At 65.2% G+C, this 23132-nt stretch carries 24 protein-coding genes and 1 tRNA gene; 21 read left to right on the top strand and 4 right to left on the bottom strand.

Going from position 1 to position 23132, the window contains the following annotated elements:
- Positions 1-171 precede the first annotated feature (171 nt).
- From QMX79_RS12565 to QMX79_RS12470, 20 genes are all read left to right on the top strand, one after another.
- A complete protein-coding gene (locus QMX79_RS12565; protein WP_044463535.1) occupies positions 172-2166 on the top strand; it encodes a relaxase/mobilization nuclease and DUF3363 domain-containing protein in 1995 nt (664 codons plus the stop codon).
- Positions 2167-2425: 259 nt separating this feature from the next.
- On the top strand, positions 2426-2851 hold the full coding sequence (locus QMX79_RS12560) for an organic hydroperoxide resistance protein (protein ID WP_023104066.1): 426 nt from the start codon (positions 2426-2428) through the stop codon (positions 2849-2851).
- A gap of 193 nt (positions 2852-3044) precedes the next feature.
- On the top strand, positions 3045-4085 hold the full coding sequence (locus QMX79_RS12555) for a zinc-dependent alcohol dehydrogenase family protein (RefSeq protein WP_023104065.1): 1041 nt from the start codon (positions 3045-3047) through the stop codon (positions 4083-4085).
- Between the two features lie 320 nt (positions 4086-4405).
- Complete coding sequence (locus tag QMX79_RS12550) at positions 4406-4903, top strand: MarR family transcriptional regulator (RefSeq protein ID WP_071536860.1); 498 nt, start codon at positions 4406-4408, stop codon at positions 4901-4903.
- Entirely contained in the window at positions 4900-5322 is a 423-nt protein-coding gene (locus QMX79_RS12545; protein WP_099589311.1) for a hypothetical protein, read from the top strand. Before QMX79_RS12550 ends, QMX79_RS12545 begins: the two co-directional genes overlap by 4 nt.
- Before the next feature lie 176 nt (positions 5323-5498).
- Entirely contained in the window at positions 5499-6443 is a 945-nt protein-coding gene (locus tag QMX79_RS12540) for a LysR substrate-binding domain-containing protein (RefSeq protein ID WP_023104064.1), read from the top strand.
- Positions 6440-6703 (top strand): EexN family lipoprotein, encoded by a 264-nt coding sequence (locus tag QMX79_RS12535; RefSeq protein ID WP_023104063.1) that lies wholly within the window; start codon positions 6440-6442, stop codon positions 6701-6703. Before QMX79_RS12540 ends, QMX79_RS12535 begins: the two co-directional genes overlap by 4 nt.
- 232 nt (positions 6704-6935) lie before the next feature.
- Positions 6936-8933, top strand: a complete 1998-nt coding sequence (locus QMX79_RS12530; RefSeq protein WP_044463534.1) for a conjugal transfer protein TraG — start codon at positions 6936-6938, stop codon at positions 8931-8933.
- Entirely contained in the window at positions 8930-9394 is a 465-nt protein-coding gene (locus QMX79_RS12525) for a ribbon-helix-helix protein, CopG family (RefSeq protein WP_023104061.1), read from the top strand. Before QMX79_RS12530 ends, QMX79_RS12525 begins: the two co-directional genes overlap by 4 nt.
- Positions 9391-10437, top strand: coding sequence for a P-type conjugative transfer ATPase TrbB (gene trbB, locus QMX79_RS12520; RefSeq protein ID WP_023104060.1), 1047 nt, complete (start codon positions 9391-9393; stop codon positions 10435-10437). The genes QMX79_RS12525 and trbB overlap by 4 nt, the downstream gene beginning before the upstream one ends.
- A complete protein-coding gene (locus QMX79_RS12515) occupies positions 10434-10817 on the top strand; it encodes a TrbC/VirB2 family protein (RefSeq protein WP_023104059.1) in 384 nt (127 codons plus the stop codon). The genes trbB and QMX79_RS12515 overlap by 4 nt, the downstream gene beginning before the upstream one ends.
- The gene (locus tag QMX79_RS12510; protein ID WP_023104058.1) at positions 10814-11083 is read left to right on the top strand and encodes a VirB3 family type IV secretion system protein; all 270 of its coding nucleotides are present in this window, start codon (positions 10814-10816) and stop codon (positions 11081-11083) included. The genes QMX79_RS12515 and QMX79_RS12510 overlap by 4 nt, the downstream gene beginning before the upstream one ends.
- A gap of 12 nt (positions 11084-11095) precedes the next feature.
- On the top strand, positions 11096-13546 hold the full coding sequence (trbE, locus tag QMX79_RS12505; protein WP_042933696.1) for a conjugal transfer protein TrbE: 2451 nt from the start codon (positions 11096-11098) through the stop codon (positions 13544-13546).
- Complete coding sequence (gene trbJ / locus QMX79_RS12500) at positions 13543-14286, top strand: P-type conjugative transfer protein TrbJ (protein ID WP_042933695.1); 744 nt, start codon at positions 13543-13545, stop codon at positions 14284-14286. Before trbE ends, trbJ begins: the two co-directional genes overlap by 4 nt.
- Positions 14287-14300: 14 nt before the next feature.
- Positions 14301-14615: a hypothetical protein gene (locus tag QMX79_RS12495; protein ID WP_042933694.1), complete on the top strand. Its 315-nt coding sequence runs from the start codon at positions 14301-14303 to the stop codon at positions 14613-14615.
- Complete coding sequence (gene trbL / locus QMX79_RS12490; protein WP_042933693.1) at positions 14612-15976, top strand: P-type conjugative transfer protein TrbL; 1365 nt, start codon at positions 14612-14614, stop codon at positions 15974-15976. The genes QMX79_RS12495 and trbL overlap by 4 nt, the downstream gene beginning before the upstream one ends.
- Positions 15977-15988: 12 nt before the next feature.
- Positions 15989-16693: a conjugal transfer protein TrbF gene (trbF, locus tag QMX79_RS12485; RefSeq protein WP_023104055.1), complete on the top strand. Its 705-nt coding sequence runs from the start codon at positions 15989-15991 to the stop codon at positions 16691-16693.
- Positions 16690-17682 (top strand): P-type conjugative transfer protein TrbG, encoded by a 993-nt coding sequence (trbG, locus tag QMX79_RS12480; RefSeq protein WP_023104054.1) that lies wholly within the window; start codon positions 16690-16692, stop codon positions 17680-17682. The genes trbF and trbG overlap by 4 nt, the downstream gene beginning before the upstream one ends.
- 2 nt (positions 17683-17684) lie before the next feature.
- Positions 17685-18935 (top strand): TrbI/VirB10 family protein, encoded by a 1251-nt coding sequence (locus tag QMX79_RS12475; RefSeq protein WP_044463533.1) that lies wholly within the window; start codon positions 17685-17687, stop codon positions 18933-18935.
- A gap of 29 nt (positions 18936-18964) precedes the next feature.
- Positions 18965-19210 (top strand): DUF2274 domain-containing protein, encoded by a 246-nt coding sequence (locus tag QMX79_RS12470; protein ID WP_044463532.1) that lies wholly within the window; start codon positions 18965-18967, stop codon positions 19208-19210.
- 300 nt (positions 19211-19510) lie between these two features.
- On the opposite strand, the gene QMX79_RS12465 is transcribed toward QMX79_RS12470, so the two are convergent.
- Genes QMX79_RS12465 through dnaX form a run of 4 tightly spaced genes read right to left on the bottom strand, consistent with a single transcriptional unit; the run spans position 19511 to position 22751 of the window.
- Entirely contained in the window at positions 19511-19870 is a 360-nt protein-coding gene (locus QMX79_RS12465; protein ID WP_282247034.1) for a histidine triad nucleotide-binding protein, read from the bottom strand.
- 35 nt (positions 19871-19905) lie between these two features.
- Entirely contained in the window at positions 19906-20502 is a 597-nt protein-coding gene (gene recR / locus QMX79_RS12460) for a recombination mediator RecR (RefSeq protein WP_282247032.1), read from the bottom strand.
- 2 nt (positions 20503-20504) lie between these two features.
- On the bottom strand, positions 20505-20825 hold the full coding sequence (locus tag QMX79_RS12455; RefSeq protein WP_068849611.1) for a YbaB/EbfC family nucleoid-associated protein: 321 nt from the start codon (positions 20823-20825) through the stop codon (positions 20505-20507).
- A gap of 6 nt (positions 20826-20831) precedes the next feature.
- Positions 20832-22751, bottom strand: a complete 1920-nt coding sequence (dnaX, locus tag QMX79_RS12450; RefSeq protein ID WP_282247031.1) for a DNA polymerase III subunit gamma/tau — start codon at positions 22749-22751, stop codon at positions 20832-20834.
- A 135-nt stretch (positions 22752-22886) separates the two neighbouring features.
- Between dnaX and QMX79_RS12445 the strand changes: the two genes are divergently transcribed.
- Positions 22887-22979, top strand: a tRNA-Ser gene (locus tag QMX79_RS12445).
- Positions 22980-23132: the final 153 nt, after the last annotated feature.

The following is a 23132-nucleotide window of genomic DNA, read 5'->3' as shown; positions in this document are numbered from 1 at the left end:
AACAAACGGGGGCGCCCCGCGCCCGAACGAAACGCCCGCCTCCACTGGGGGGGGGCGCGGCACGGCGCGGCTGCGCCGCCGGGCCGCGTTCGGCGCGAGGCCCGCGCCAATGCAGGCATGTCCGCGTGCTTCGCACGACAGGACACGCCAGAGCTTACAGGGAGCGCGGCCATGACCGACCGCCGCGACGACGATTTCCGGGTGCGCCCCAGCGCCCCGAAGAACCGGGGCAAGGGTCAGGGCCAGAGCTTCGTTTCCAAGGTGCTCAAGCAGGCCGGCAAAGCCAGCAGCGGCAAGTCAGCGGTACACCGTCCTATCGCTGGCGGCAGCGGTCAGCGCGCCGGCCAGCGGCCCGGCTCACGCTTGGGGCGCGGCCACACGGCGGCGCGTTTCGCCGGCGCGAAGCTGACGCCCATGTCGCGACGCGTGACCATCAAGACCCTGCTGGTCAACCAGCGCAACGCCAGCCCGCAATCGCTCGCCAAGCACCTGCGCTACATCGAGCGCGACGGCGCGGGCCGCGATGGCGAACCTGGCCGGGCCTACGGGCCGCAGGCCGACGAAGCCGACCTGGATGCCTTCAAGGAACGCTGCCAGGACGACCGGCACCATTTCCGTTTCATCGTCTCCCCGGAGGACGGGGCCGAGCTGGACGACCTGCGCACCTACATCCGCCACCTGATGAACCGCATGGAGGCCGACCTAGGGACGCGGCTGGATTGGGTGGTGGTCGATCACTGGAACACCGACAACCCGCACACCCACCTGATCGTGCGCGGGCGCGACGACACCGGCAAAGACCTCATCATCGCCGGGGACTACATCGCCCACGGCTTCCGCCATCGTGCCGCCGAACTGGCGACGGAATGGCTGGGGCCGCGCACCGAACTGGAGATCCAGCAGACCTTGCAGCGCGAGGTGGAGCAAGAGCGGTGGACGAGCCTCGACCGCGCGTTGCAGCGCGAGGCCGGCGAGGATGGCCGGGTGCAGATCGAACGCTTCAACGAACCGACGTTGCAGCGCCAGCGCCTGCTGCTGATCGGCCGCCTGCAACGCTTGCAGCGCCTGGGCCTGGCCGACGAGACGCAGCCCGGCACCTGGGCCGTCCATGCCGATGCCGAGAAGACCTTGCGCGCCCTGGGCGAGCGTGGCGACATTATCCGAACGATGCAGCGTGCCATGAGCGGCCAGCCGCGCGAGCTGGCGGTGTTCGAGCCGGGCGACGACGGCCGCGCCATTGTCGGCCGCGTGGCCGGCAAGGGGCTGGCCGACGAGCTGCACGACCGCGGCTATCTGGTCATCGACGGCGTGGACGGCAAGGCCCACTACGTCGCCTTGAACGCCCGCGACGAGCTGGCGAATTACCCCACCGGCGCGGTAGTGGAAGTGCGCGGTTCCGCCGAGGTGCGGGCGGCCGACAAGAACATCGCCGCGCTGGCGAGCAATGGCCTGTATCGCGCCGATCATCACCTTGCCATCGAACAAGGCCGGGCCACGGCTGGACGCGATCCGCAGGAAGTCGTCGCGGCGCACGTTCGCCGGCTGGAAGCCCTGCGCCGGGCTGGCATCGTGGAGCGCGTGGCCGATGGACTATGGAAGGTGCCGGACGACCTGGCCGAGCGTGGCCGCCAGTACGACGCACAACGCCTGGGCGGCGTGGCGGTGGAGCTGAAATCGCATCTACCCATCGAACGGCAGGCGCGCGTGATCGGGGCCACCTGGCTCGACCAGCAACTGATCGGCGGCGGCCGAGGGCTGGGCGACCTGGGCTTTGGTGGCGATGCCAAGGCAGCCTTGCAGCAGCGCGCCGACTTCCTCGAAGAACAGGGGCTGGCCCAGCGGCGCGGGCAGCGCGTGATCCTCGCCCGCAATCTGCTGGGGACGCTGCGCAACCGGGAACTGGCGCAGGCCGCCAAGGACATTGCCGCCGACACCGGCCTGGAGCATCGGCCCGTCACGGACGGGCAGCGCGTGGCCGGCATCTACCGGCGCTCGGTCATGCTCGCCAGCGGGCGCTACGCGATGCTCGATGACGGCATGGGTTTCAGCCTGGTGCCGTGGCGTCCGGTGATCGAACGGCGGCTAGGGCAGCAGCTCGCCGCAACCGTGAGTGCTAGCGCCGTGTCCTGGGAACTGGGGAGGCCAAGAGGCCCCAGCATAGGCTGATTTAGTACTCCTAGGATTTCCGATCCTTGCTCCAACGAACACTCAGACGGCGAACACAGGTTCGCTGGATACGGAATAAAGCCGATGTGCCGATGGCCACCAAGATGGCAGCACATCTGCGGTGGGCGGGTCGCACCAGGTGGGAGGTCGGGGAGATTGTCGATCTGAACACTTCGACCAAGCCTGTTGCTTATTTGTTAGCTAGCGATATAATCGCTAGCGTCCATGTGGACTTGATCAATCATCTAGGAGAAACACTATGAGTACGCTGTATTCCACGAAAGTCACCGCCGTCGGCGGCCGTAGCGGCACCGTGCGTAGCGACGATGGCTTGCTGGACTTGCCTCTGGCCCTGCCTTCAGCACTCGGCGGCAAGGGTGGTGCGACCAACCCGGAGCAACTGTTCGCGGCCGGCTACGCGGCCTGCTTCGGCAATGCCGTCATTCACGGCACGCGCAACAAGCAGACCAAGATCCGCGACAACGACATCGATGTGATCGCCACTGTGAGCATGGTTCCGAACGGTAGCGGCGGGTTCGCCTTGAGTGTCGCACTGGACGTGACCATCGCTGGCGTCAGCCAAGCCGAGGCCGAGGAGATTGTGGCCGAGGCACACAAGATATGCCCGTACTCGAATGCGACCCGAGGCAATATCGACGTCACGCTTTCGGTGCATACACGCTGACTGTCGTCGCGACTGTGTGCCCTCACGGCTTGACCTGTTGCCGCTCAGGTCGGAACATAGCCTGCCGTTTCGGGTGTACCGCTGTGGTCAGTGGCTCTTTCTGTGCCGTCAATCCAGCCGCCGTTGCACGGCGGCTGGGCTGAAATCAGCAGCGGCGGTTTCACTACCTTCAACATTTCTACGGAGTCTGTTCATGAAAGCGCTCATCTATCGTGGCCCAGGCAAAAAGGAGTGGGCGGACAAGCCCCAGCCGACCATCTCTCATCCCACTGACGCGGTTATCCGCATCACCCACACCACCATCTGCGGTACCGACCTGCATATCCTCAAAGGTGACCTGCCCGAGGCGGTCGATGGCCTGGTTCTGGGGCATGAAGGTGTAGGGGTCGTCGAGGAAGTTGGCGAGGCTGTCAGCAACTTCAAAAAAGGTGATCAGGTGCTGATTTCCTGCGTGACCTCATGTGGTCGCTGTGAATACTGCAAGAAGCAACTTTACGCACATTGCACGGATGGCGGCTGGATTCTCGGCCATCAGATCGACGGCACCCAAGCCGAGTACGTCCGTATACCACATGCCGACAACAGTCTGTATCCGGCACCGCAAGACGTAGACCCCGAAGCGCTGGTGATGCTCAGCGACATCCTGCCCACCGGCTTCGAGATCGGTGTGCTGGCAGGCCAGGTGCGGCCGGGCGACACGGTAGCGATCGTCGGTGCCGGCCCCATCGGCATGGCGGTGCTGCTGACCGCACAGTTCTATGCGCCATCAAGGATCATCATGATCGACACCGATCTGGCTCGACTGGAGGTTGCACGCCGCTTCGGCGCAACCGACGGCATCAACGCTGGTACCGGAGACGCGGTGGAGCAAGTCCTGGCATTGACCAGCGGTAAGGGTGTGGACGTGGCGGTGGAAGCGGTGGGCATTCCCTCTACCTTCGACACTTGCCAGTCGATCATCGCTCCCGGTGGTCGTATTGCCAACGTCGGCGTGCATGGCAAGCCCGTGGAGTTGCATCTGGAGAAGTTGTGGAGTCGCAACATCACGCTCTCGGCTGGTCTGGTCAGCACCTACAGCACGCCGATGCTCCTACAGACGGTGAAGGCTGGCAAGGTGAAGCCGGAGCAACTTGTCACCCATCGCTTTGCTCTGCATGACGTAGTCCAAGCTTATGAAGTGTTCGGCAACGCAGCGCGTGAGAAAGCCATGAAAGTGATATTGCAGGCGGAGTGAACAGTCTCCAGCAGGAGGATTTTTGTGGCCTGTCCCGCAGCGCAAGCTCTCTTGTCGCGGGTTCAGGCTGTTCCTTGTGCTGGAGCCTCAGCCTTGGCTATTGAAGTACCTTTGGTCAATCTGGCTTCTAGCAGGGCCGAAGAAAAGTTTCTGTTCTTGAATTTTTGTTGGATAGCGATATAATCGCTAGAAAGGCATAATTCTTGGATCTTGCCTGGAACCAATATTTACTCGACAGCATGCTCAACTTGTCCGATCTGGCGGACAGCGACCATCTGTTAAACAGTAGCCAATCCAAATCCAAGAGCTGGTGCTAAATCATGAACTCCAAACCTCCCAAAACAGAAAATAATCCACTACTGCTAGATCACCAGCTTTGCTTCCCACTTTACGCTGCGACGAACCTGCTGACGCGAGTTTATCGACCCATGCTGGAGCCTTTGGGGCTGACCTATTCACAGTATCTTGTCATGCTGGTGTTATGGGAAAGATCGCCAGTCAAAGTTGGGGATTTGGGCGATTGTTTGCATCTTGAAAATGGCACGCTAACCCCCCTGCTTAAACGCATGGAGCATGGAGGATTCATTACTCGACAACGTGACCCTGGAGACGAGCGACGGGTGCTTATTGCACTAACACCACATGGAGATGAATTGCGTCATGCTGCAAAACATATTCCAGAAATGCTGTCTCGTCAGTTGGGTATTGATGAAGTCGCTGGTGCGGAATTGCGAAATGCCGTGAAGTCTCTGGTTGGTGTCCTGACCAACAAGAGATACCAAAATTCAACGTTGAGTTCTAAGCGCTCATCCGAATGAAGACCACCTACGATGAAAAGATAGGAAATTCCATGTATATCGCCTTCAAACACTTGCACATCTTAACCGCCGTTTTATCCATACTGATGACGGGAATTTGGTCACTCTTGGCATGGAAGGGGGATGCTACTGGTAGTCGCGGTATGAATAGTAGAGCGAAAGCGATCTACATCTCCCACCGGGCAGTCGCCGGCTTAGTAGCCATTACCGGTTTGGCAATTACGTTCATTGGCCCCTGGCGAACCATGATATTTCCCTACGTGGGTTTGGTGGTATTTGTCTTTCATGGCATCGCTGCTACTGTGTCCAAACGGACTTTCACCAAACAAGATCAAACCGCCATCCGGCGGATCGCATTGATAGCTCAGATCGCGCTTATCCTGCTGGTAACGTACGCGATGCGTGTAAAGAATTTCTAGTATTTATATTTGATGCAGGTTAGTGCAGGGCATATACATCGCTAGCGATGTTATCGCTAGTATTTATATTAAAAAGAGGCGAGAAGAGTGAGTGAGAAGCTTTATAAATATTTCTCAATCCTTGACGATGCCTTCTGCCTGTTAATTGGAAACGATACCCAAGAAGGGGGTGACTCATGGAGCTTCGGCATCTTCGCTGCTTCTTGGCAGTAGCCGAAGAACTCCGCTTCGCCCGTGCTGCCGAGAGATTGCACGTCGATCAGTCGGCTCTGTCGCGTGCCATCAAGGAGCTAGAAGAAGAACTTGGCGCGGTGCTGTTCGCCCGAACCACACGCAGTACGAAACTGACCCACGCCGGGCGACTTTTTCTAGAGCATGTGCGGCGTGTGTTTACCACTTTGGAGCAGGCCCGCGATAGCGTCAAAGCAGCGGCTAATGGCTTTCACGGTCAGTTGCGTATCGCTCTGTCCGATGGCTTTACACCGTCGCGCCTGCCTGCCCTGTTGGCTCTTTGCCGACAAGAAGAACCCGAAGTCGAAATCCGGCTGTTTGAGGTGCCACTTTCTCAGCAGCTCAAGGGGCTACAAGAAGACCTGTACGACGTAGGATTCGCTCAATCTGACGAAGTTGGGGAAGTCATCACGGCTTTGCCTGCCTGGAACGACCCGATGATGGTGGCTGTGCCGGCCCGTCATCCGTTGCTGATCCATAAGCGCATCCCCTTGGACGAATTACTGCGTTATCCACTGGTGCTATGCGATCCACAAGCGTGCGAGGGGCATGCGAAGCAGGTTGAGAGAGTCCTTCGGCGTGTGGACATGGAGCCGATCGTTGCCGAGCGAGTCACTTCCTGTGATCTGATGATGGCGCTGGTATCCGCAGGCTTCGCCCTAGGATTGACTGGAGCCGCGCACATCGTGGCCAGCCGAGAACAGGGCATCGTGGCACGACCACTGACTGGCCGCTCGCCAATGCTTACGACCTATCTGTTGTATTTGGACGAGGAGCCATCGGATACGTTGCTTCGCTTCATCGAGCGGGTACAGGCCATCGAGTCCCCCGAAATCAGCCGGCACTTCCCGAGTATTGATCCCGAACCACAGGAGGAACTCAGGCCATGAAGAAGACCATTCCTTTCTTGCTGGCCGTGGCATTAACGGCTTGCGGTCAATCCGAAACGCCCCAAACGACAGCTATCCTGACAGTTGAAGAACTGGCATCCAATCCCGAGCGGCTTAAAGAACTGCGCCAACAGTGCAAGACCGATCGCGCCACGCTGGGCGACGTGCTGTGCAACCGCGTGGCGGAAGCCACGCGCAAACGGTTCTATGGCGATGGCAACACGCCCTATACGCCACGGAAGGAACCGCCTAAGTTCTGATCGTCGGCACTTCGACACAAATTTTCGGCTTTTTTGCCTGACACGCCGCAACGCGCCATCGCTTGTGGCGTTTTTTCTGCCTGCGCTCCTGCGCGAAATCTTGCTTTTTTCTCGCCCTTTCTTCTGAAAACGGCCTTTGACCGGCACTGACCCGGCACTGATCCTCACGCTATGCGGCACGTCCTTGTGCCGCGCGTGAACGAGGAATCAGCGCAGGAATCGGAGGCCAGTCATGCAAGCTCAGGGCGTGCTATTCGGGCAGATCGCCGCCGTCTTCGGCATCGTGATCGCCGGTGTATGGAGTGCAACACAATGGACAGCCGCCGCTCTGGCCTATCAAGTACGCCTTGGCTCGCCCTGGTTTGATTTCTTCGGAACGCCGGTCTATCACCCCTGGCGGCTGTTCGAGTGGTGGTTCTTCTTCGATGCCTACGCGCCGCATGTCTTCGACATAGGCGGCGCCATCGCGGGCGGCAGCGGCCTGGTGGCCGTGATCGTCGCCATTGCCATGTCGGTGTGGCGCTCGCGGCAATCGCGCCTTGTCACCACCTACGGCTCCGCACGCTGGGCCGATGCCGCCGACATTCGCAAGGCCGGGCTGACACAGCCCGCCGGCATCTTCCTCGGCCTGCATCGCGGCCAGTACCTGCGGCACGAAGGCCCGGAACACGTCCTGACCTTCGCGCCCACGCGCTCTGGCAAGGGTGTCGGCCTGGTCGTTCCCACCTTGTTGAGCTGGCCCGCGTCCGTCGTCGTCCACGACATTAAAGGCGAGAACTGGACGCTGACCGCCGGCTGGCGATCGCGCTTCTCGCATTGCCTGCTGTTCAACCCAACCGATGCGAAGTCGGCGGCTTACAACCCGCTGCTGGAGGTTAGGCGCGGCGCGCATGAGGTGCGCGACGTGCAGAACGTGGCGGACATACTGGTCGATCCTGACGGAGCGTTGGAACGCAGGAATCATTGGGAAAAGACTTCGCACGCGCTGCTGGTCGGCGCCATCCTGCATGTGCTTTACGCGGGCGAAGACAAGACGCTGCGCGGCGTCGCCAACTTCCTCAGCGATCCGGCTTGCCCGTTCGAGCTGACCTTGCATCGGATGATGACGACGAAGCACCTGGGCGATGCACCACACCCGGTTGTCGCGTCCGCTGCGCGTGAAGTGCTCAACAAGTCGGACAACGAGCGGTCGGGCGTGCTGTCCACGGCCATGTCGTTCCTGGGCCTGTACCGCGATCCCACGGTGGCCGAAGTCACCTCGCGCTGCGACTGGCGCATCGCCGACCTGATTTCCGCCGAGCACCCGGTATCGCTGTACCTCGTGGTGCCGCCTTCGGACATTAGCCGCACCAAGCCGCTGATCCGGCTGATCCTCAACCAGCTCGGGCGGCGGCTGACCGAATCTCTCGATGGCAGCGACGGCATACAGCGCCGCCACAAGCTGCTGCTGATGCTCGATGAGTTCCCCGCGCTGGGCCGCCTGGATTTTTTCGAGACTGCCTTGGCGTTCATGGCCGGCTACGGCATCCGCAGCTTCCTCATCGCGCAGTCGCTCAACCAGATCGACAAAGCCTACGGCCAGAACCATTCCATCCTCGACAACTGCCACGTTCGCGTGACGTTTGCGACCAATGACGAACGCACGGCGAAAAGGATTTCCGAAACCCTCGGCACCGCCACCGAGCTTCGCGCCCAGCGCAACTACGCCGGCCACCGGCTCGCACCCTGGCTCGGTCATCTCATGGTGTCGCGGCAGGAAACGGCCCGGCCGCTGCTGACACCAGGCGAAGTGATGCAGCTTCCGCCCGACGAGTCGGTGGTGATGGTATCCAGCCTGCCACCGATCAAGGCGAAGAAGCTGCGCTACTACGCCGACGCCAACTTCAAGCGGCGCGTGCTGTCGCCGCCTGCGCTCGCCGCCGGGCGCTACGCCGACGTGCCGCCAACTCGTCCCGACGACTGGAGCGGCTTGGCGATTCCCGCCGTTCCCACCGCACTGGCCACGGCATCCGTCGATGACCTGGGCAGCGCCGACGACGGGGGCCCACGCCGGCAACCGGAGCTACCCGAGGTCGCCGAGTACCACCCCGAACAAGCGCCAGCCGCCAACGACTTGGCGCTGCTCGATGACGACGACCTGCCGCTGCCGCTTCCCGGCCAGCTCGACCCGGCCATGCAGCGCATGGCCCGGCTGGCTTCCCTCGACCAACACGACGGAATCGAGCTATGAGCCAATACCGACTCAATCTGTTCATCCAGCAGGAGCACGCCAAGCGCCTGGAAGAACTGGCCGCCAAGAAAGGCGTGTCGAAATCCAGCATCGTCGCGGCGGCGCTCGCATCGTGGCTGTCGCCCGATGCCGGCGACCAGCGCGAGGCGGCCATCGCCAAGCGGCTGGATCGTCTGTCGCGGCAGGCCGAACGCCTGGAGCGTGACCAGAACATCCAGATCGAAACGCTGGCGCTGTTCGTCCGCTACTTCCTGACCGTCAGCACGCCAGTTCCCGAAGCGCACCAAGACGCGGCCCGCGCCCAAGGCAAGGCCCGCTTCGAGCAATTCGTCGAACAGCTCGGCCGGCACCTGCTGCGCGGCCGCAGCCTCGTGCGCGACGTGGTGGAAGAACTGCACCCGGACACCGCACGGATGGATGACGCGGCGGCGCTGGCCGAAGCCCAGGAGCGTGCCTCATGAGCGCCGTTCCCCAACTTCCGCCCGAGCCTCGTTCGTCCGCCGCCACGTCGCTGGATCGCCGCATCCAGATGCTGCGCACAGCGATGGGGCCACTGATCGCCGCCGCGCTGGAAGACCCGGACGTGGTGGAAATCATGCTCAACCCCGACCGCACGCTATGGGTGGATCGGCTGTCGTCGGGCCGTGCGCCGTTGGGCGTCGAACTGCCCGAAGCCGATGGCGAACGCATCATCCGCCTGGTCGCGGCCCACGTCGGCGCGGAAGTGCATCGCGGTCAGCCGCTGCTGACCGCCGAGCTGCCGGAGACGGGCGAACGCTTCGAGGGCATCTTGCCGCCTGCCGCGCCCGGCCCGGCGTTCGCGCTGCGCAAGCGCGCCGTGAACATCATCGGCCTGGATCAGTATGTGGCCGATGGCATCCTGACCGCCGGGCAAGCGGACTTCCTGCGCCGCGCGGTGCGCGAGCGGCAGAACGTCTTGATCGCCGGCGGCACCAGCACCGGCAAGACCACGCTGGCGAACGCGCTGCTGGCCGAGATCGCCGCCACCGGCGACCGCGTGCTGGTGCTCGAAGACACCATCGAGCTGCAATGCGCGGCCCGCGACCATGTGCCGCTGCGCACGCGGGCCGGCGTGGTGTCGATGCAGGAGCTGGTGCGCGCCACGATGCGCCTTCGCCCGGATCGCGTTGTCGTCGGAGAAGTGCGCGGCGGGGAAGCCCTCGACCTCATCAAAGTGTGGGGCACCGGCCACCCAGGCGGCATTGCCACGATCCACGCCGGTTCCGCGCTGGGCGCGCTGCTGCGCCTGGAGCAACTGATTCTCGAAGTCGCGGTGAATCCGCCGCGGGCACTGATCGCCGAAGCGGTCAACGTCGTCATCCACATCGCCGGACGTGGCCGCAAGCGCCATGTCGAAACCATCGTCCGCGTCGTCGGTTTCGACGCTGCGGGCTATCGCCTGGCGGACGTGCTGGAAACGCCGTTTCCCGAGCTGCCGCCGCTTTCTTCCTCGTCCCCTGACCAACCTGGAGAACTGCTATGACGCAGATGAACGCCCATGCTTTGCGCCTTTCCGTAAATCCGGCTTCGGCCTTCGCCCGCCTGCGGCGGCTGGCCGCGCCGACGCACCACGGCCTGCTGCTGGCCGCCGTCATGCTGATGACGGCCGGCACGGCGAAGGCCGCCGGTTCCTCGATGCCGTGGGAAGGCCCGCTGCAATCCATCCTCGATTCGATCCAGGGGCCGGTCGCGCGCATCGTCGCGGTCATCATCATCATCGCCACGGGCCTGGCGCTGGCCTTCGGCGACACCTCGGGCGGCTTCCGCAAGCTCATCCAGATCGTGTTCGGGTTGAGCATCGCGTTCGCCGCGTCCTCGTTCTTCCTGTCGTTCTTCTCGTTCTCCGGCGGGGCGGTCGTATGAGCACCGCCAACGACTTGCCGGGCTTCGAGGTGCCGCTACACCGCTCGCTGACCGAACCGATCCTCATGGGCGGTGCGCCGCGCACCGTCGCCATTGCGAACGGCACGCTCGCCGCCGCCGTGGGCCTGGGGCTGCAACTGTGGATTCCGGGGCTGGTGCTCTGGATCGTCGGCCACTCGCTCGCCGTGTGGGGCGCTCGCGTCGATCCGCAGTTCATGCAGGTCTTCGCCCGGCACATCAAGCACAGGCCGCTGCTGGACGTGTAGGGAGACGCCGCCATGCTGAACCTTGCCGAATACCGCCAGCGCCCGGCCTTGCTCGCCGACTGGTTGCCCTGGGCCGGACTGATCGCGCCGGGTGTCGTCTTGAACAAGGACGGCAGTTTCCTGCGCACGGCCCGCTTTCGCGGCCCCGACTTGGACAGCGCCACGCAAGGCGAGCTGATCGCCGCATCGGCTCGGCTCAACAACGCGCTGCGCCGGCTGGGTTCGGGCTGGGCGCTGTTCATCGAGGCCGAGCGCCGGCCGGCGGCGGACTACCCACACTCCGACTTTCCCGAGCCGCTGTCCTGGCTGGTGGACGAGGAACGCCGCGCCGCCTTCGAGGAATCCGGCAACCACTTCGAGAGCGGCTATCACCTGACGGTGGCGTTCCTGCCGCCCGAGGAATCCCGCGCCCGCGCCGCCAAGATGCTGTACGAGAACGCACCTGGCGACGGCGTGGACTGGCGTGGCCGGCTCGATGCGTTTGTAGCGGAAACCGATCGCGTATTCGACCTGCTCGATGGCGTGATGCCGGAAATCGCCTGGCTCGATGATGCCGAGACGCTGACCTACCTGCACGCGACCGTCTCGACGCGGCGCTACCGCATCGGCGTTCCCGAGGTGCCTTTCCATCTGGACGCGCTGCTGGCCGACTCCGCGCTGGTCGGCGGCCTCGCGCCCACGCTGGGCGATCTGCACCTGCGCGTGGCATCGGTGCGCGGCTTTCCGACTTCGACCTGGCCGGGCCTGCTGGACGACCTCAACCGCCTGGGCTTTGGCTACCGCTGGAGCACGCGCTTTGTCTGCATGGACAAAGCCGAGGCGGAAAAGGAACTCGGTCGCCTGCGTCGCCAGTGGTTTGCGAAACGGAAGAACGTCGTCGCGCTGCTACGCGAAACGATCTTCCAGCAGGAATCGCCGCTGGTCGATACCGACGCCAGCAACAAGGCCGCCGATGCCGACGCGGCCTTGCAGGAGCTTGGCAGCGATCAAGTCGCCTTCGGCTACCTGACGGCCACCGTCACCGTGATGGATACGGATGCCGCCGCTGCCGACGAAAAGCTGCGCATGGTGGAGCGCGTCATCCAGGGCCGGGGCTTCGTGACCATCCCCGAAACTCTCAATGCCGTCGATGCCTGGCTGTCGTCTATCCCCGGCAACGCCTACGCGAACGTGCGCCAGCCCATCGTCTCGACGCTGAACCTGGCGCACATGATGCCGCTGTCGGCGGTGTGGGCCGGGCCGGAGAAGAACGACCACCTCGACGGCCCGCCGCTGATCGTCACCCGCACCGATGGCGCGACGCCGTTCCGGCTGGTGACGCACATCGGTGACGTAGGCCACACGCTGGTCGCCGGGCCGACCGGCATGGGTAAGTCGGTGCTGCTCGCCATCCTGGCGATGCAGTTCCGGCGCTACTTCGGCTCGCGCATTTTCGCCTTCGACATGGGGCGCTCGATGCGCGCCACCATCCTCGGCTTGGGCGGCGAGCACTACGACCTGGGCGCGGATGGCGGCATCGCGTTCCAGCCGCTCGCCCGCATCGACGGCGAGGGCTACCGCACCTGGGCCGCCGAATGGGTGGAAGGTCGCCTGCTGCATGAAGGCGTGACCGTCGGCCCGGACGAGAAGGCGGCTATCTGGTCGGCGCTCGGAAGCCTCGCCGGTGCGCCGCCGGAACAGCGCACGATGACCGGGCTTTCCGTGCTACTGCAATCGAACGCGCTGCGGCAGGCGCTGTCGCCGTATGTCCTAGGCGGTGCCCACGGCAAGCTGCTGGATGCGGACGCCGACCGCCTTGGTTTCGGCGACGTGCAGGGCTTCGAGATGGAAGAACTGATGCACAGCCCGGCCGCCGTGCAAGCGGTGTTGCGCTACCTGTTCGCCCGCTTCGATGAGCGTTTCGACGGTGCGCCCACGCTGCTGATTCTCGATGAGGCGTGGCTGTTCCTCGATGAGCCGTCCTTTGCTGCGCGCATCCGGCAATGGCTCAAGACGCTCAGGAAAAAGAACGTCAGCGTCATTTTCGCCACGCAGTCGCTGGCGGACATCAAGGATTCGACCATCGCGCCCGCGATCATCGAAAGCTGCGCGAGCAGGATTTTCTTACCTAATCCGCAGGCCACCGAGCCGCAAATTCGCACGATCTACGAGGGCTTCGGCCTCAACAGCCGGCAAATCGAAATCGTCGCCACCGCGCAGCCCAAGCGCAACTACTACTACCAATCGCGCCTCGGCAATCGCCTGTTCGACCTCGACCTGGGGCCGGCCGCGCTCGCCTTCGTGGGCGCATCCACACCGCAAGACCAACGCGACATCGACCGCGTGCTGACGCAGGCCGGCGTACCCGGCTTCGCCGGCGCGTGGCTGCGCCATCGCGGCCTTGATTGGGCCGCCGACCTGCTGCCGTCTGCACCGGCGGCCACTTCGTTCCTCAACGCCCAACCACTGGAGGTTTCACCATGAAGACCAAGCCCCGTTTGCTGTCCGCCTCGCTCGCCGCCGCACTGTCCGTCTCGCTGATGCTCGCACAGCCGGCGGCGGCCATCACCGTGTTCGATCCGTCGAACTTCGTGCAGAACACGCTGACGGCCGTGCGCACCCTGGAACAGATCAACAACCAGATCAACCAGCTCCAGAACGAGGCACAGATGCTGATGAACCAGGCGCGCAATCTGGCGAATCTGGACTTCAACATCCTCAACCGCCTGCGCTCGACGCTCGCCACCACCGAGCGCCTGATCGCCGAGGCGCGGGGGCTGGCCTACGACGTGACGAGCATGGATCGGGAGTTCGCGCGCCTGTATCCCGAGCAGTACGCCGCCACCGTCAGCGGCGACCGCATGGCGCAGGACGCCCGCGAACGCTGGCAGAACAGCTTGAACGGCCTGCACACCGCGATGCGGATGCAAGCCCAGGTGTCGCAGAACCTGACCCAAGACGAAAGCGCGCTGGCCGACCTCGTGAGCCAGAGCCAGTCCGCCACCGGCGCGCTGCAAGCGATGCAGGCGACGAACCAGCTTCTTGCCTTGCAGGCCAAGCAGTCCATCCAGGCGCAGCAGCTCCAGATCACGCAAGACCGGGCGGCCTCGCTGGAACTGGCGCGGCAAGCGGCGGCCACCGAGCGCGCCCGCGAAGTGCGGCGGCGCTTCCTCGGCGCCGGCACGCCGTACACGCCGCAGCGCGTGGATTTCTATTCCAACTGACGGGAGACACGGCCATGCGATGCGTCCTTGTCCTGCCGGCTTCGCTGCTGGCCCTGCTGCTGACCGCGTGCGGCCAGCAGCAGGCCGGCGACCTGGCCGATACCCTGGCCGCCGATCCGGTGCGGCTCAAGGCATTGCGTGCGCAATGCGCGGCCCATCCACAACAGGTCATGCAGGCCGCAGGCGAGGACGCTTGCCGCGCCGCCGCCGAAGCGTTCCGGCGGCGCTTCTTCGCCGGCCACACCGGGCCGGACGAATACGGCTCGCTGGCCGAACTGCCGCCGATCCCGCCGAGCTTCGATGAACCTGCCGGGGAGGACACGCCATGAATGACGTGACCATCATCGACCGCTTCCTCGACACGTTCTCGCGCTACATCGACTCCGGTTTCGGGCTGCTGCAAGGCGAAGTGGCGTTTCTGACCGCCACGCTGATCGTCATCGACATGACCATCGCCGGCTTGTATTGGGCGATGAGCCACGCGACCGGCCAGGGCGAGGACGTGATCGCCAAGCTGCTGCGCAAGGTGCTCTACGTCGGTGCCTTCGCCTACATCATCAACAACTTCAACCTGCTGGCCGGCATCGTGTTCCGTTCGTTTGCCGGCCTGGGAATCACGGCCACCGGCTCGGCCATCACGATGGAGAACTTTCTCCAGCCGGGGCGGCTGGCGAAAACCGGCATCGACGCCGCCGCGCCGATCCTCGACCAGATCGGCGAAATGGCCGGCTTCCCCGAGGTGTTCGTGAACCTCGATCCCATCGTGGTGATGTTCATTGCCTGGCTGGTCGTGGTGCTTTGCTTCTTCGTGCTGGCGATCCAGCTTTTCATCACGCTGATCGAGTTCAAGCTGACCACGCTCGCCGGCTTCGTGCTGGTGCCGTTCGCCCTCTGGAACAAGACCTCGTTCCTCGCGGAAAAGGTGCTTGGCAACGTGGTTTCGGCGGGCATCAAAGTCTTGGTGCTGGCCGTCATCGTCGGCATCGGCTCGGGCTTGTTCGCGGAGTTCCAGGTTCATCCCGATGAGCCATCCATCGACCATGCGCTCGTCATCATGCTGGCCTCGCTCGCGCTGCTGGCGCTAGGCATCTACGGGCCGGGCATCGCCACGGGCCTGGTGTCTGGTGCGCCGCAACTCGGCGCCGGCGCAATGGCCGGCGCGGCGATCGGTGCCGCCGGCACGGCCGTCGCCATCGGTGCCGCCGCGACCGGCGTAGGCGGTGCAGTGGCCGCCGGGGCGCGAATGGCACCCGCCGCCGCGAAGCTGGCCGGCGCGGGAGCGCGTGCCGCCACCTCGGCGGCCGGCAGCGCCCGGTCGGCATTCCAGGCCGGTTCCGCCGCTGCGGGCGGCGGCGCGAAGGGCGCGATGGCCGGCCTCGGCAACGTCGCCAAGACCGGCGCACAGGCCGCCGGGCGCAGCGCCGCATCCGGCGCGTCCGGTGCCGCACAGAAGATGACCCGCTCTTTCCGCGCCGGGTGGAACGGCTCGGCGGCGGATGGCGGGGCTGCATCCGGCCAAGCCGCCGACGGCGCGGCCAACCCGCAGAAGCAGGAACAACCCGCCTGGGCCAAGCGGATGCACCGCCGCCAGCAGATCACCCATGCAGCCACGACCGCCGCCCACACGCTGCGCGGTGGCGACGGTGGCGGCTCCGGGCAAGGCCCGAGCCTGCGCGATTCCGATTCATAAGGAGAAACGACCATGCGATTCAAGCGACCGCAGGTGCGCTATGCCGACACGCCGCAGCCGGCCACCCCGTATCAATCCGCCGCGCAGGTATGGGACGACCGTATCGGCTCGGCCCGCGTGCAGGCGAAGAACTGGCGATTGATGGCCTTCGGCTGCCTGGTGCTCGCGCTGCTGATGGCGGGCGGCCTGGTGTGGCGCTCGGCGCAGTCCATCGTCACGCCCTACGTCATCGAGGTCGATCAGGCCGGCCAGGTGCGGACGGTCGGCGAAGCCGCCACGCCGTACCGACCCGCCGATGCACAGATCGCTTTCCATCTGGCGCACTTCGTCACGCTGGTTCGCTCGCTGTCCATCGACCCCATCGTGGTGCGCCAGAACTGGCTCGATGCCTACGACTACACGACCGACAAGGGCGCGGCCGTGCTCAACGACTACGCCCGCACCAATGACCCGTTCGCCCGCATCGGCCGCGAATCGGTGACGGTGCAGATCACCAGTGTCGTGCGCGCCAGCGACACGTCTTTCAACGTGCGCTGGACGGAACGCCGCTACGTCAATGGCGCCGCTGCGGGGCTGGAGCGATGGACGGCCGTGGTGTCCATCGTCCTGCAAACCCCACGCACCGAACAGCGCCTGCGCCGCAACCCGCTCGGCATCTACGTCAATGGCCTGTCGTGGAGCCGCGAGCTGGATTCGTCCGAAGGAGCCAAGCCATGAACCTGCCTTTCCGCTTTTACATTTTGCCGTTGATGCTGCTGGCCCTGTCGGGCTGCGCCACGCAGGGCAAGCCGCCACCGCCCATCTCGCTCGATGAGCCAGTGCAGGCGCAGCCGTTTCCCGAACCACCCAAGCCGATCGAAGTTGTGGAGGTGCCGAAGGTGCTGCCGATGCCGGCGCAGATGAAGCCGCTGCCGGAGGTGGACGAGGCCAAGCCGGCGCCGGAGCCGGCCGACGAAACGGTGCGCGTGTCCAAGGCCAACGCCGAGGCGCGCATCGCGCCCACGCGCGAGGGCTACGTCAACGCGATTCAGGTGTGGCCCTTCACCGATGGCGCGCTCTATCAGGTCTATGCCGCGCCGGGGCGCGTGACCGTGGTTTCGCTCCAGCCCGGCGAGGAACTGGTGACGGTCGCCGCCGGCGATACCGTGCGCTGGATCGTGGGCGACACGTCCAGCGGCAGCGGCGATGCGCTGCGCGTGAACGTGCTGGTGAAGCCCATCCGCTCGGGCCTGAAAACCAATCTGGTCATCACCACCAGCCGCAGGACATACCTGCTGGAGCTGACCTCGACCGAGCGTGCATGGATGGCTTCGGTGTCCTGGGACTACCCGAAAGACCGGATGCTGGCCTTGCAGCGCCAGGCGCAGGCGGCCAGCGCCGCCGCGCCGGTCGATACCGGCTTGTCGCTGGAGAAGATCCGCTTCCGCTACGCGGTCAGCGGCAGCAATCCGCCGTGGAAGCCGCTACGCGCCTTCGATGACGGCGAGAAGGTCTATATCCAGTTCCCGCCGGGCATCGCGCAAGGCGAACTGCCGCCGCTGTTCGTCATCGGCGCGCAGGGTGACGGGCAACTGGTGAACTACCGTTTCCGTCCGCCTTACTACATCGTGGATAGGCTGTTCGGCGCGGCCGAACTGCGCCTCGGTGGCGACAAGGGCGACGTGGTACGCATCGAGCGCACCGACGGCATCGCGCGGGGGAACTGACCATGAGCCAGGACGACACTCCCGACCTCGCCACGCCGCAGGCGGGCAAGGTCGCCCCGGAAGCGGTGACGCTGCGGGCGCAGCCGCAGCCGGTCACGCGCCTGAACCGGCGCACCCTAGCCATCCTCGCCGGCGGCCTGTCGGTCGCCGTGCTCGGTGCGCTCATGTGGTCGCTGCAACCGCAGCGGCGCGGGGCCAACGAGCAGGCCGAGCTTTACAACGTGGATCGCGTCTCGCGCTCCGAAGGACTCGACCAGCTTCCGGCCGACTACTCGAAGCTGCCGCCCGACGTGCCGGAGCTGGGACCACCGCTGCCGGGCGACCTCGGCCCAGCCATCGTCAATGCGCAGCAGCAGCCGGCGGTGGCCAGCTACACGCCGCCCGGCCAAGACCCGGCGGCGGCCGAGCGCGACGCGCGGCGCAAGGAGGCCGAAGCCGCGGCGGGTTCCTCGGTGTTCTTCCGCTCCGGTTCGCAGAAGGCCGCGCCGGTGGCGCAGACGCAGGCTGCCGCCACGCCGGGCTTCGCCGCCAATGCGGCGTTCGACCCGCTGGCCGCCGGGCCGGCCTCAACGGCGGCCCAGCCTGCCGACCCGACCGCCGTGCAGAACCGGCAAGACCAGAAAGAGGCGTTCCAGAAAGCCGGAACCACGGAAACCCGCAATTCCGGCAATCTGACCCTGCCGGCTTCGCCGTATCAGGTCATGGCCGGAACGGTGGTTGCCGGGGCGCTGGTGACGGGCATCAAGTCGGACTTGCCCGGCGACGTGATCGCCACGGTGACGGAGCCGGTCTATGACACGGCCACGGGCAAGTTCCTGCTGATCCCGCAGGGATCGCGCATCCTAGGCCGCTACAACAGCCAGGTCAGCTACGGGCAGAGTCGGGTGCAAGTGGTGTGGAACCGGATCATCCTGCCCGACACGTCATCGCTGACGCTCGACAACCTGGCCGGCACCGACCCAGCCGGCTATGCCGGACTGGAGGACGATGTGGACTGGCATTGGGATCGCATCTTCGCCGGCGCGGCGCTGACCACGCTGCTGGGTGTCGGTGCCGAGCTGGCCGCGCCGGAGAACCGGCAGGACGGTGATCGCATCATCATCGCCGGGCGCGACAGCGCGCAGGACAGCATCAATCAGGTCGGTCAGGAGATGACCCGGCGCAACATGAACATCCAGCCGACGCTGACCGAGCGGCCGGGCTTGCCGGTTCGCATCATCGTCAACCGCGATCTGGTACTGCGGCCGTACTAGCCCTTGTTCTTCAACCGGGGGACTTCTCGATGAGCACGACCAAGAAGCTGCGGCTCGGGCCGCTGCCGAAAACGGAATCCACGAAGCTGACCTTCGCTTGCCCGGCCAGCCTGAAAGCCGACCTCGACCGCTACGCCGCGCTGCACGCGCAGGCATATGGCGAGGCGGTCGATGCGGCCACGCTGATCCCGCACATGCTGGAGGCATTCATGGCCGGGGATCGGGGATTCAGGAAGGGTGGCGCGACCAGAGCCGCGCCACCCAAGCCAAGCTGATGATGCCGGTTTCCACTGGCGGCCATCCCTCGAACGCGCAGCCCAAGGCTGCGCGTTCTTCGTTCTGGAGGACGATGGCCGATTGGGCTATCATGATCAAATGCGTCCGCCGTCTGCTGGCAATCGTCCCCGATGCAGCACGCTCCGGCTTTCTACCGCGATGCTCTTATGTGGCTCCCAGCCCGCAACGCCGCAGCTCCGCAAAGCGGCCCGAAGTAGAGCTAAACCCGCACCCCATATAGACTTACGGCCATCAAGCCATTTTCAAAAATGACTTGACGCCGCCAATTTTTTATTGGCTCAGTGCCCAGGGGTACCGAAATGCCCCAACGGCGCTCCCGCCAGCAGGTGCAGGTGGATATGGAACACCGTTTGCCCGGCATGCTCGCGGCAGTTCATGACGATGCGGTAGCCATCCTGCGCGAAGCCTTCGCGGCGTGCGTACTCTGCCGCCGCCAGCGCCAGCTTGCCGATCAGGTGCGCCTGCGAAGGCTGCACGTCGTCCAGCGTGGGAATGGCTTCGTTTTTGGGAATGAACAGCACGTGCACCGGCGCCTGCGGTGCGATGTCCTTGAACGCCAGCACATCGTCATCTTCGTAGACGATGGTGGCCGGAATTTCGCGGCGGATGATCTTGCCGAACAGCGTGTCTTCAGACATGGGGTCACCTTGAGGGTTGCCGGCAATGCCGGCTGTCAGGTTGCTTCGGTACGGGTGCCGAACGCGTGCGAGAGCGTGCCGCGATCCACGTATTCCAGCTCGCCGCCCAGCGGCAGGCCCTGCGCCAGGCGGCTGGGCCGCACCTTGTGCGCACGCGCCAGCTGCGCCAGGTAATGCGCGGTGGCCTCGCCTTCGACGGTGGCGCTGGTGGCGATGATCAGCTCCTGCACCTCGCCCTGCCCCAGCCGTGCTTCCAGCTGGTCCAGGCCGAGTTCGCGCGGGCCGATGCCGTCCAGCGGCGAGAGCCGACCCTGCAATACGAAGTACACGCCGCGGAACCCGGTGGCGGTTTCAATCGCCAGCCGGTCGGCCGGCGATTCCACCGCACACAGCTGCTGGCGTTCGCGGCTGCCATTGGCGCAGACCGCGCAGATGTCGGTTTCGCTGAAATCGCGGCACTGCGCGCAATGGCCGATGCGCTCGATCGCCTTGGCCAGTACCTCGGCCAGCTTTTTACCGCCCTCGCGCTCGCGCTCCAGCACGTGGTACGCCATGCGCTGGGCGGTCTTCTGACCTACCCCGGGCAGCACCCGGAAGGCTTCGATCAGCTGTTCGAGCAGGGGCAGGCTCACGCTTAGAACGGCAGCTTCATGCCAGGCGGCAGCTGCATGCCGGCCGTGGCCGAGCCCATGCGGTTCTTGGATTCGGCATCGATCTTGTTGGAGGCGTCGTTGAAGGCGGCCGCGACCAGGTCTTCGGTCATTTCCGCATCGGACAGGATCGACGGATCGATGCGCACCTTGCGGCACTCCTTGGCGCCGGTCAGGGTCACGCTGACCATGCCGCCGCCGGCGGTGCCGGTGACTTCCAGCTTGGCGAGTTCTTCCTGGGCCTTCTGCAGGTTTTCCTGCATCTTCTGGGCCTGCTGCATCAGTTGGGCGATGTTGCCGCGCATGTCGTGTTACTCATCAAAAGGACGGATGGAATCGGTCACGACCCGGGCGCCATGCTGCTGGATCAGCAGCTGCACCGACGGGTCGGCCATGAAGGCGGTTTCGGCCGCCTGCTGTCGCTCGCCACGCTGGCGGTCGGAACGCTGGTGCAGCGTTTCGGCCTCGGCGTTGCCATGTTCGATCACGATCTTCGGGGTCATCCCGAGCGGGCCCGACAGGGCCTCGGTCAGGGCCGCCAGCGAACGGTCCGAACACAGGTACTCAAATCCGGGCGATACGGCCAGTTTCAAGACACCGTGCTGGAAGCCGATGAAGGCCGCGTGCGCGGCCAGCTGCCGCGACGGACCATTCAGCTGGCTCTGGGCGACCAGCTCCAGCCAGGTTTCGGCCGACGCCAGCGCGACCGGGCCGGCAGTGCCGGCCGCAGGTGACGGGGTGATGGCGATGCCCTGCGGGCGCGGCGCGGGCGCCACCGCCTGGACGGGCGGGCGTTCCGGCGGCGCTTCCCACGGTGCGGCCATGGCAGCGTCGGGGCTGGCCAGTTCCACGGCCAGGGCTTCGTCACGGTCGTCGCTGCCGGCCTGGTGCCACGGCGGCAGATCGTCGTCGGCGGCGGGTTCGGCCACCGGCGCAGGTGTCGGCTTCGGCGCAGCGGGGGCAACCACGGGCGCCGCCGGGGCCACCGGCGCCGAAGCGACCACAGGCGCTGCGACGACGGCAACGGGCGCAGCCGCTACGGGCGCGGCTGCGGCGGCCGGCGCGGCGGCCATCCCCCCCTGCTCGGCCCCGCGCGAACCGCTGCCCACGTCGGTACCGGTGCCCGGGTCACGCGGCACCGGCGGTACCGCGGCGGCCGGGCGGAACGCCAGCATGCGCAGTACGGCCATTTCAAAACCGGCGCGCGGGCTGGGCGCCAGGTGCAGGTCGCGGCGGCCACTCAGCGCCATCTGGTACCAGAGCTGCACCACTTCCGGGCGCAGGCGCTGGGCGAAGGCGGCGGCATCGATGCCTTCGCCGTCGGCCTGGGCGCCGGGCACCAGCTGCTGCACCTGGATGCGGTGCAGGGCTTCGGCCAGCGCTTCGAGCACGCCGCTCCAGTCGGGCGAGAATTCGGCCAGCGCGGCCACCACCTGCAACAGGCGCACGCCATCGCCGTCGGCCAGGGCCTCGAGCATGGCCGCCACCTGGGTGCGGTCCACGGTGCCCAGCATGGTGCGCACCACGTCTTCGCGCAGCGCGCCACCGGCATAGGCGATGGCCTGGTCGAGCAGCGACAGGCCGTCACGCAGGCTGCCATCGGCGGCCTTGGCCAGCTGCACGATCGCGGTCGGGTCGGATTCGATCTCCTCGGCGGCCAGGATCCGGGTCATCTGGCCCTGGATCTGGTCCTCGTCCAGCCGCTTCAGGTTGAACTGCAGGCAGCGCGACAACACCGTGACCGGCAGCTTCTGCGGGTCGGTGGTGGCCAGCAGGAACTTCACGTGTTCCGGCGGCTCTTCCAGCGTCTTCAGCAGCGCATTGAACGCCGCCTTGGACAGCATGTGCACTTCGTCGATCAGGTAGACCTTGTACTTGCCGCGCGAGGGCATGTACTGGGCGTTCTCGATCACCTCGCGGACATCGTCCACGCCGGTATTGGACGCGGCATCGATTTCCAGCAGGTCGATATAGCGCCCGGAATCGATATCCAGGCAGGCCGGGCACTGGCCACAGGGATCGGCACTGGTGCCCTGCTCGCAATTCAGCGACTTGGCGAAAATGCGCGCGATGGTGGTCTTGCCGACCCCTCGGGTGCCGGTAAACAGGAATGCGTGGTGCACCCGGCCGCTGTCCAGCGCATTGCTGAGCGCACGGACCACGTGTTCCTGGCCTACCAGCTCGGCAAAACGCTTGGGACGCCACTTGCGGGCAAGGACGAGATAGGACATCAGGCCACCGTCTTCATCGGGACGTCCATTGTGCCACGCCTGTCCAGCCCCCCAGCCGGGTGATCGTGGTGCTTGTGCCAATCGCATTCCCCGGCTAGAATCTGCGCCCCTGCAGCGGGTTATCGCAGCAGGTCCGGAGAGGTGTCCGAGCGGTTGAAGGAGCACGCCTGGAAAGTGTGTAAGCGTCTAAACCGCGCTTCGGGGGTTCGAATCCCCCTCTCTCCGCCAGACAAACGCAAAAAGGCCGCCCCAAGGGGCGGCCTTTTTGCGTTTGCCCGGCGGAGATCGGGGGATGAAAGGCCGCCCAAAGGGCGACCTTCAGCGTAGAGCCACGCCCTGCGTGGCTGCCCTTCGTTCAGCACCGCGAAGCCACGCAGGGCG

It is taken from the genome of Stenotrophomonas sp. PS02300, from assembly GCF_029959395.1.
GTDB lineage: Bacteria > Pseudomonadota > Gammaproteobacteria > Xanthomonadales > Xanthomonadaceae > Stenotrophomonas > Stenotrophomonas maltophilia_AD.
The sequence above is the reverse complement of the archived record's forward strand: the minus strand, read 5'-3'. Positions and strand labels throughout refer to the sequence as shown.

Coding starts and splice junctions, on each gene's coding strand:
- QMX79_RS12545 (WP_099589311.1), top strand. CDS start 4,900: ATGAAGACCACCTACGATGAAAAGATAGGAAATTCCATGTATATCGCC.
- QMX79_RS12515 (WP_023104059.1), top strand. CDS start 10,434: ATGACGCAGATGAACGCCCATGCTTTGCGCCTTTCCGTAAATCCGGCT.
- QMX79_RS12510 (WP_023104058.1), top strand. CDS start 10,814: ATGAGCACCGCCAACGACTTGCCGGGCTTCGAGGTGCCGCTACACCGC.
- QMX79_RS12555 (WP_023104065.1), top strand. CDS start 3,045: ATGAAAGCGCTCATCTATCGTGGCCCAGGCAAAAAGGAGTGGGCGGAC.
- trbL (WP_042933693.1), top strand. CDS start 14,612: ATGAATGACGTGACCATCATCGACCGCTTCCTCGACACGTTCTCGCGC.
- QMX79_RS12495 (WP_042933694.1), top strand. CDS start 14,301: ATGCGATGCGTCCTTGTCCTGCCGGCTTCGCTGCTGGCCCTGCTGCTG.
- QMX79_RS12560 (WP_023104066.1), top strand. CDS start 2,426: ATGAGTACGCTGTATTCCACGAAAGTCACCGCCGTCGGCGGCCGTAGC.
- QMX79_RS12455 (WP_068849611.1), bottom strand. CDS start 20,825: ATGCGCGGCAACATCGCCCAACTGATGCAGCAGGCCCAGAAGATGCAG.
- trbJ (WP_042933695.1), top strand. CDS start 13,543: ATGAAGACCAAGCCCCGTTTGCTGTCCGCCTCGCTCGCCGCCGCACTG.
- trbG (WP_023104054.1), top strand. CDS start 16,690: ATGAACCTGCCTTTCCGCTTTTACATTTTGCCGTTGATGCTGCTGGCC.
- QMX79_RS12550 (WP_071536860.1), top strand. CDS start 4,406: ATGAACTCCAAACCTCCCAAAACAGAAAATAATCCACTACTGCTAGAT.
- trbE (WP_042933696.1), top strand. CDS start 11,096: ATGCTGAACCTTGCCGAATACCGCCAGCGCCCGGCCTTGCTCGCCGAC.
- QMX79_RS12475 (WP_044463533.1), top strand. CDS start 17,685: ATGAGCCAGGACGACACTCCCGACCTCGCCACGCCGCAGGCGGGCAAG.
- QMX79_RS12530 (WP_044463534.1), top strand. CDS start 6,936: ATGCAAGCTCAGGGCGTGCTATTCGGGCAGATCGCCGCCGTCTTCGGC.
- QMX79_RS12465 (WP_282247034.1), bottom strand. CDS start 19,870: ATGTCTGAAGACACGCTGTTCGGCAAGATCATCCGCCGCGAAATTCCG.
- QMX79_RS12540 (WP_023104064.1), top strand. CDS start 5,499: ATGGAGCTTCGGCATCTTCGCTGCTTCTTGGCAGTAGCCGAAGAACTC.
- QMX79_RS12535 (WP_023104063.1), top strand. CDS start 6,440: ATGAAGAAGACCATTCCTTTCTTGCTGGCCGTGGCATTAACGGCTTGC.
- trbB (WP_023104060.1), top strand. CDS start 9,391: ATGAGCGCCGTTCCCCAACTTCCGCCCGAGCCTCGTTCGTCCGCCGCC.
- QMX79_RS12565 (WP_044463535.1), top strand. CDS start 172: ATGACCGACCGCCGCGACGACGATTTCCGGGTGCGCCCCAGCGCCCCG.
- QMX79_RS12470 (WP_044463532.1), top strand. CDS start 18,965: ATGAGCACGACCAAGAAGCTGCGGCTCGGGCCGCTGCCGAAAACGGAA.
- QMX79_RS12525 (WP_023104061.1), top strand. CDS start 8,930: ATGAGCCAATACCGACTCAATCTGTTCATCCAGCAGGAGCACGCCAAG.
- trbF (WP_023104055.1), top strand. CDS start 15,989: ATGCGATTCAAGCGACCGCAGGTGCGCTATGCCGACACGCCGCAGCCG.
- dnaX (WP_282247031.1), bottom strand. CDS start 22,751: ATGTCCTATCTCGTCCTTGCCCGCAAGTGGCGTCCCAAGCGTTTTGCC.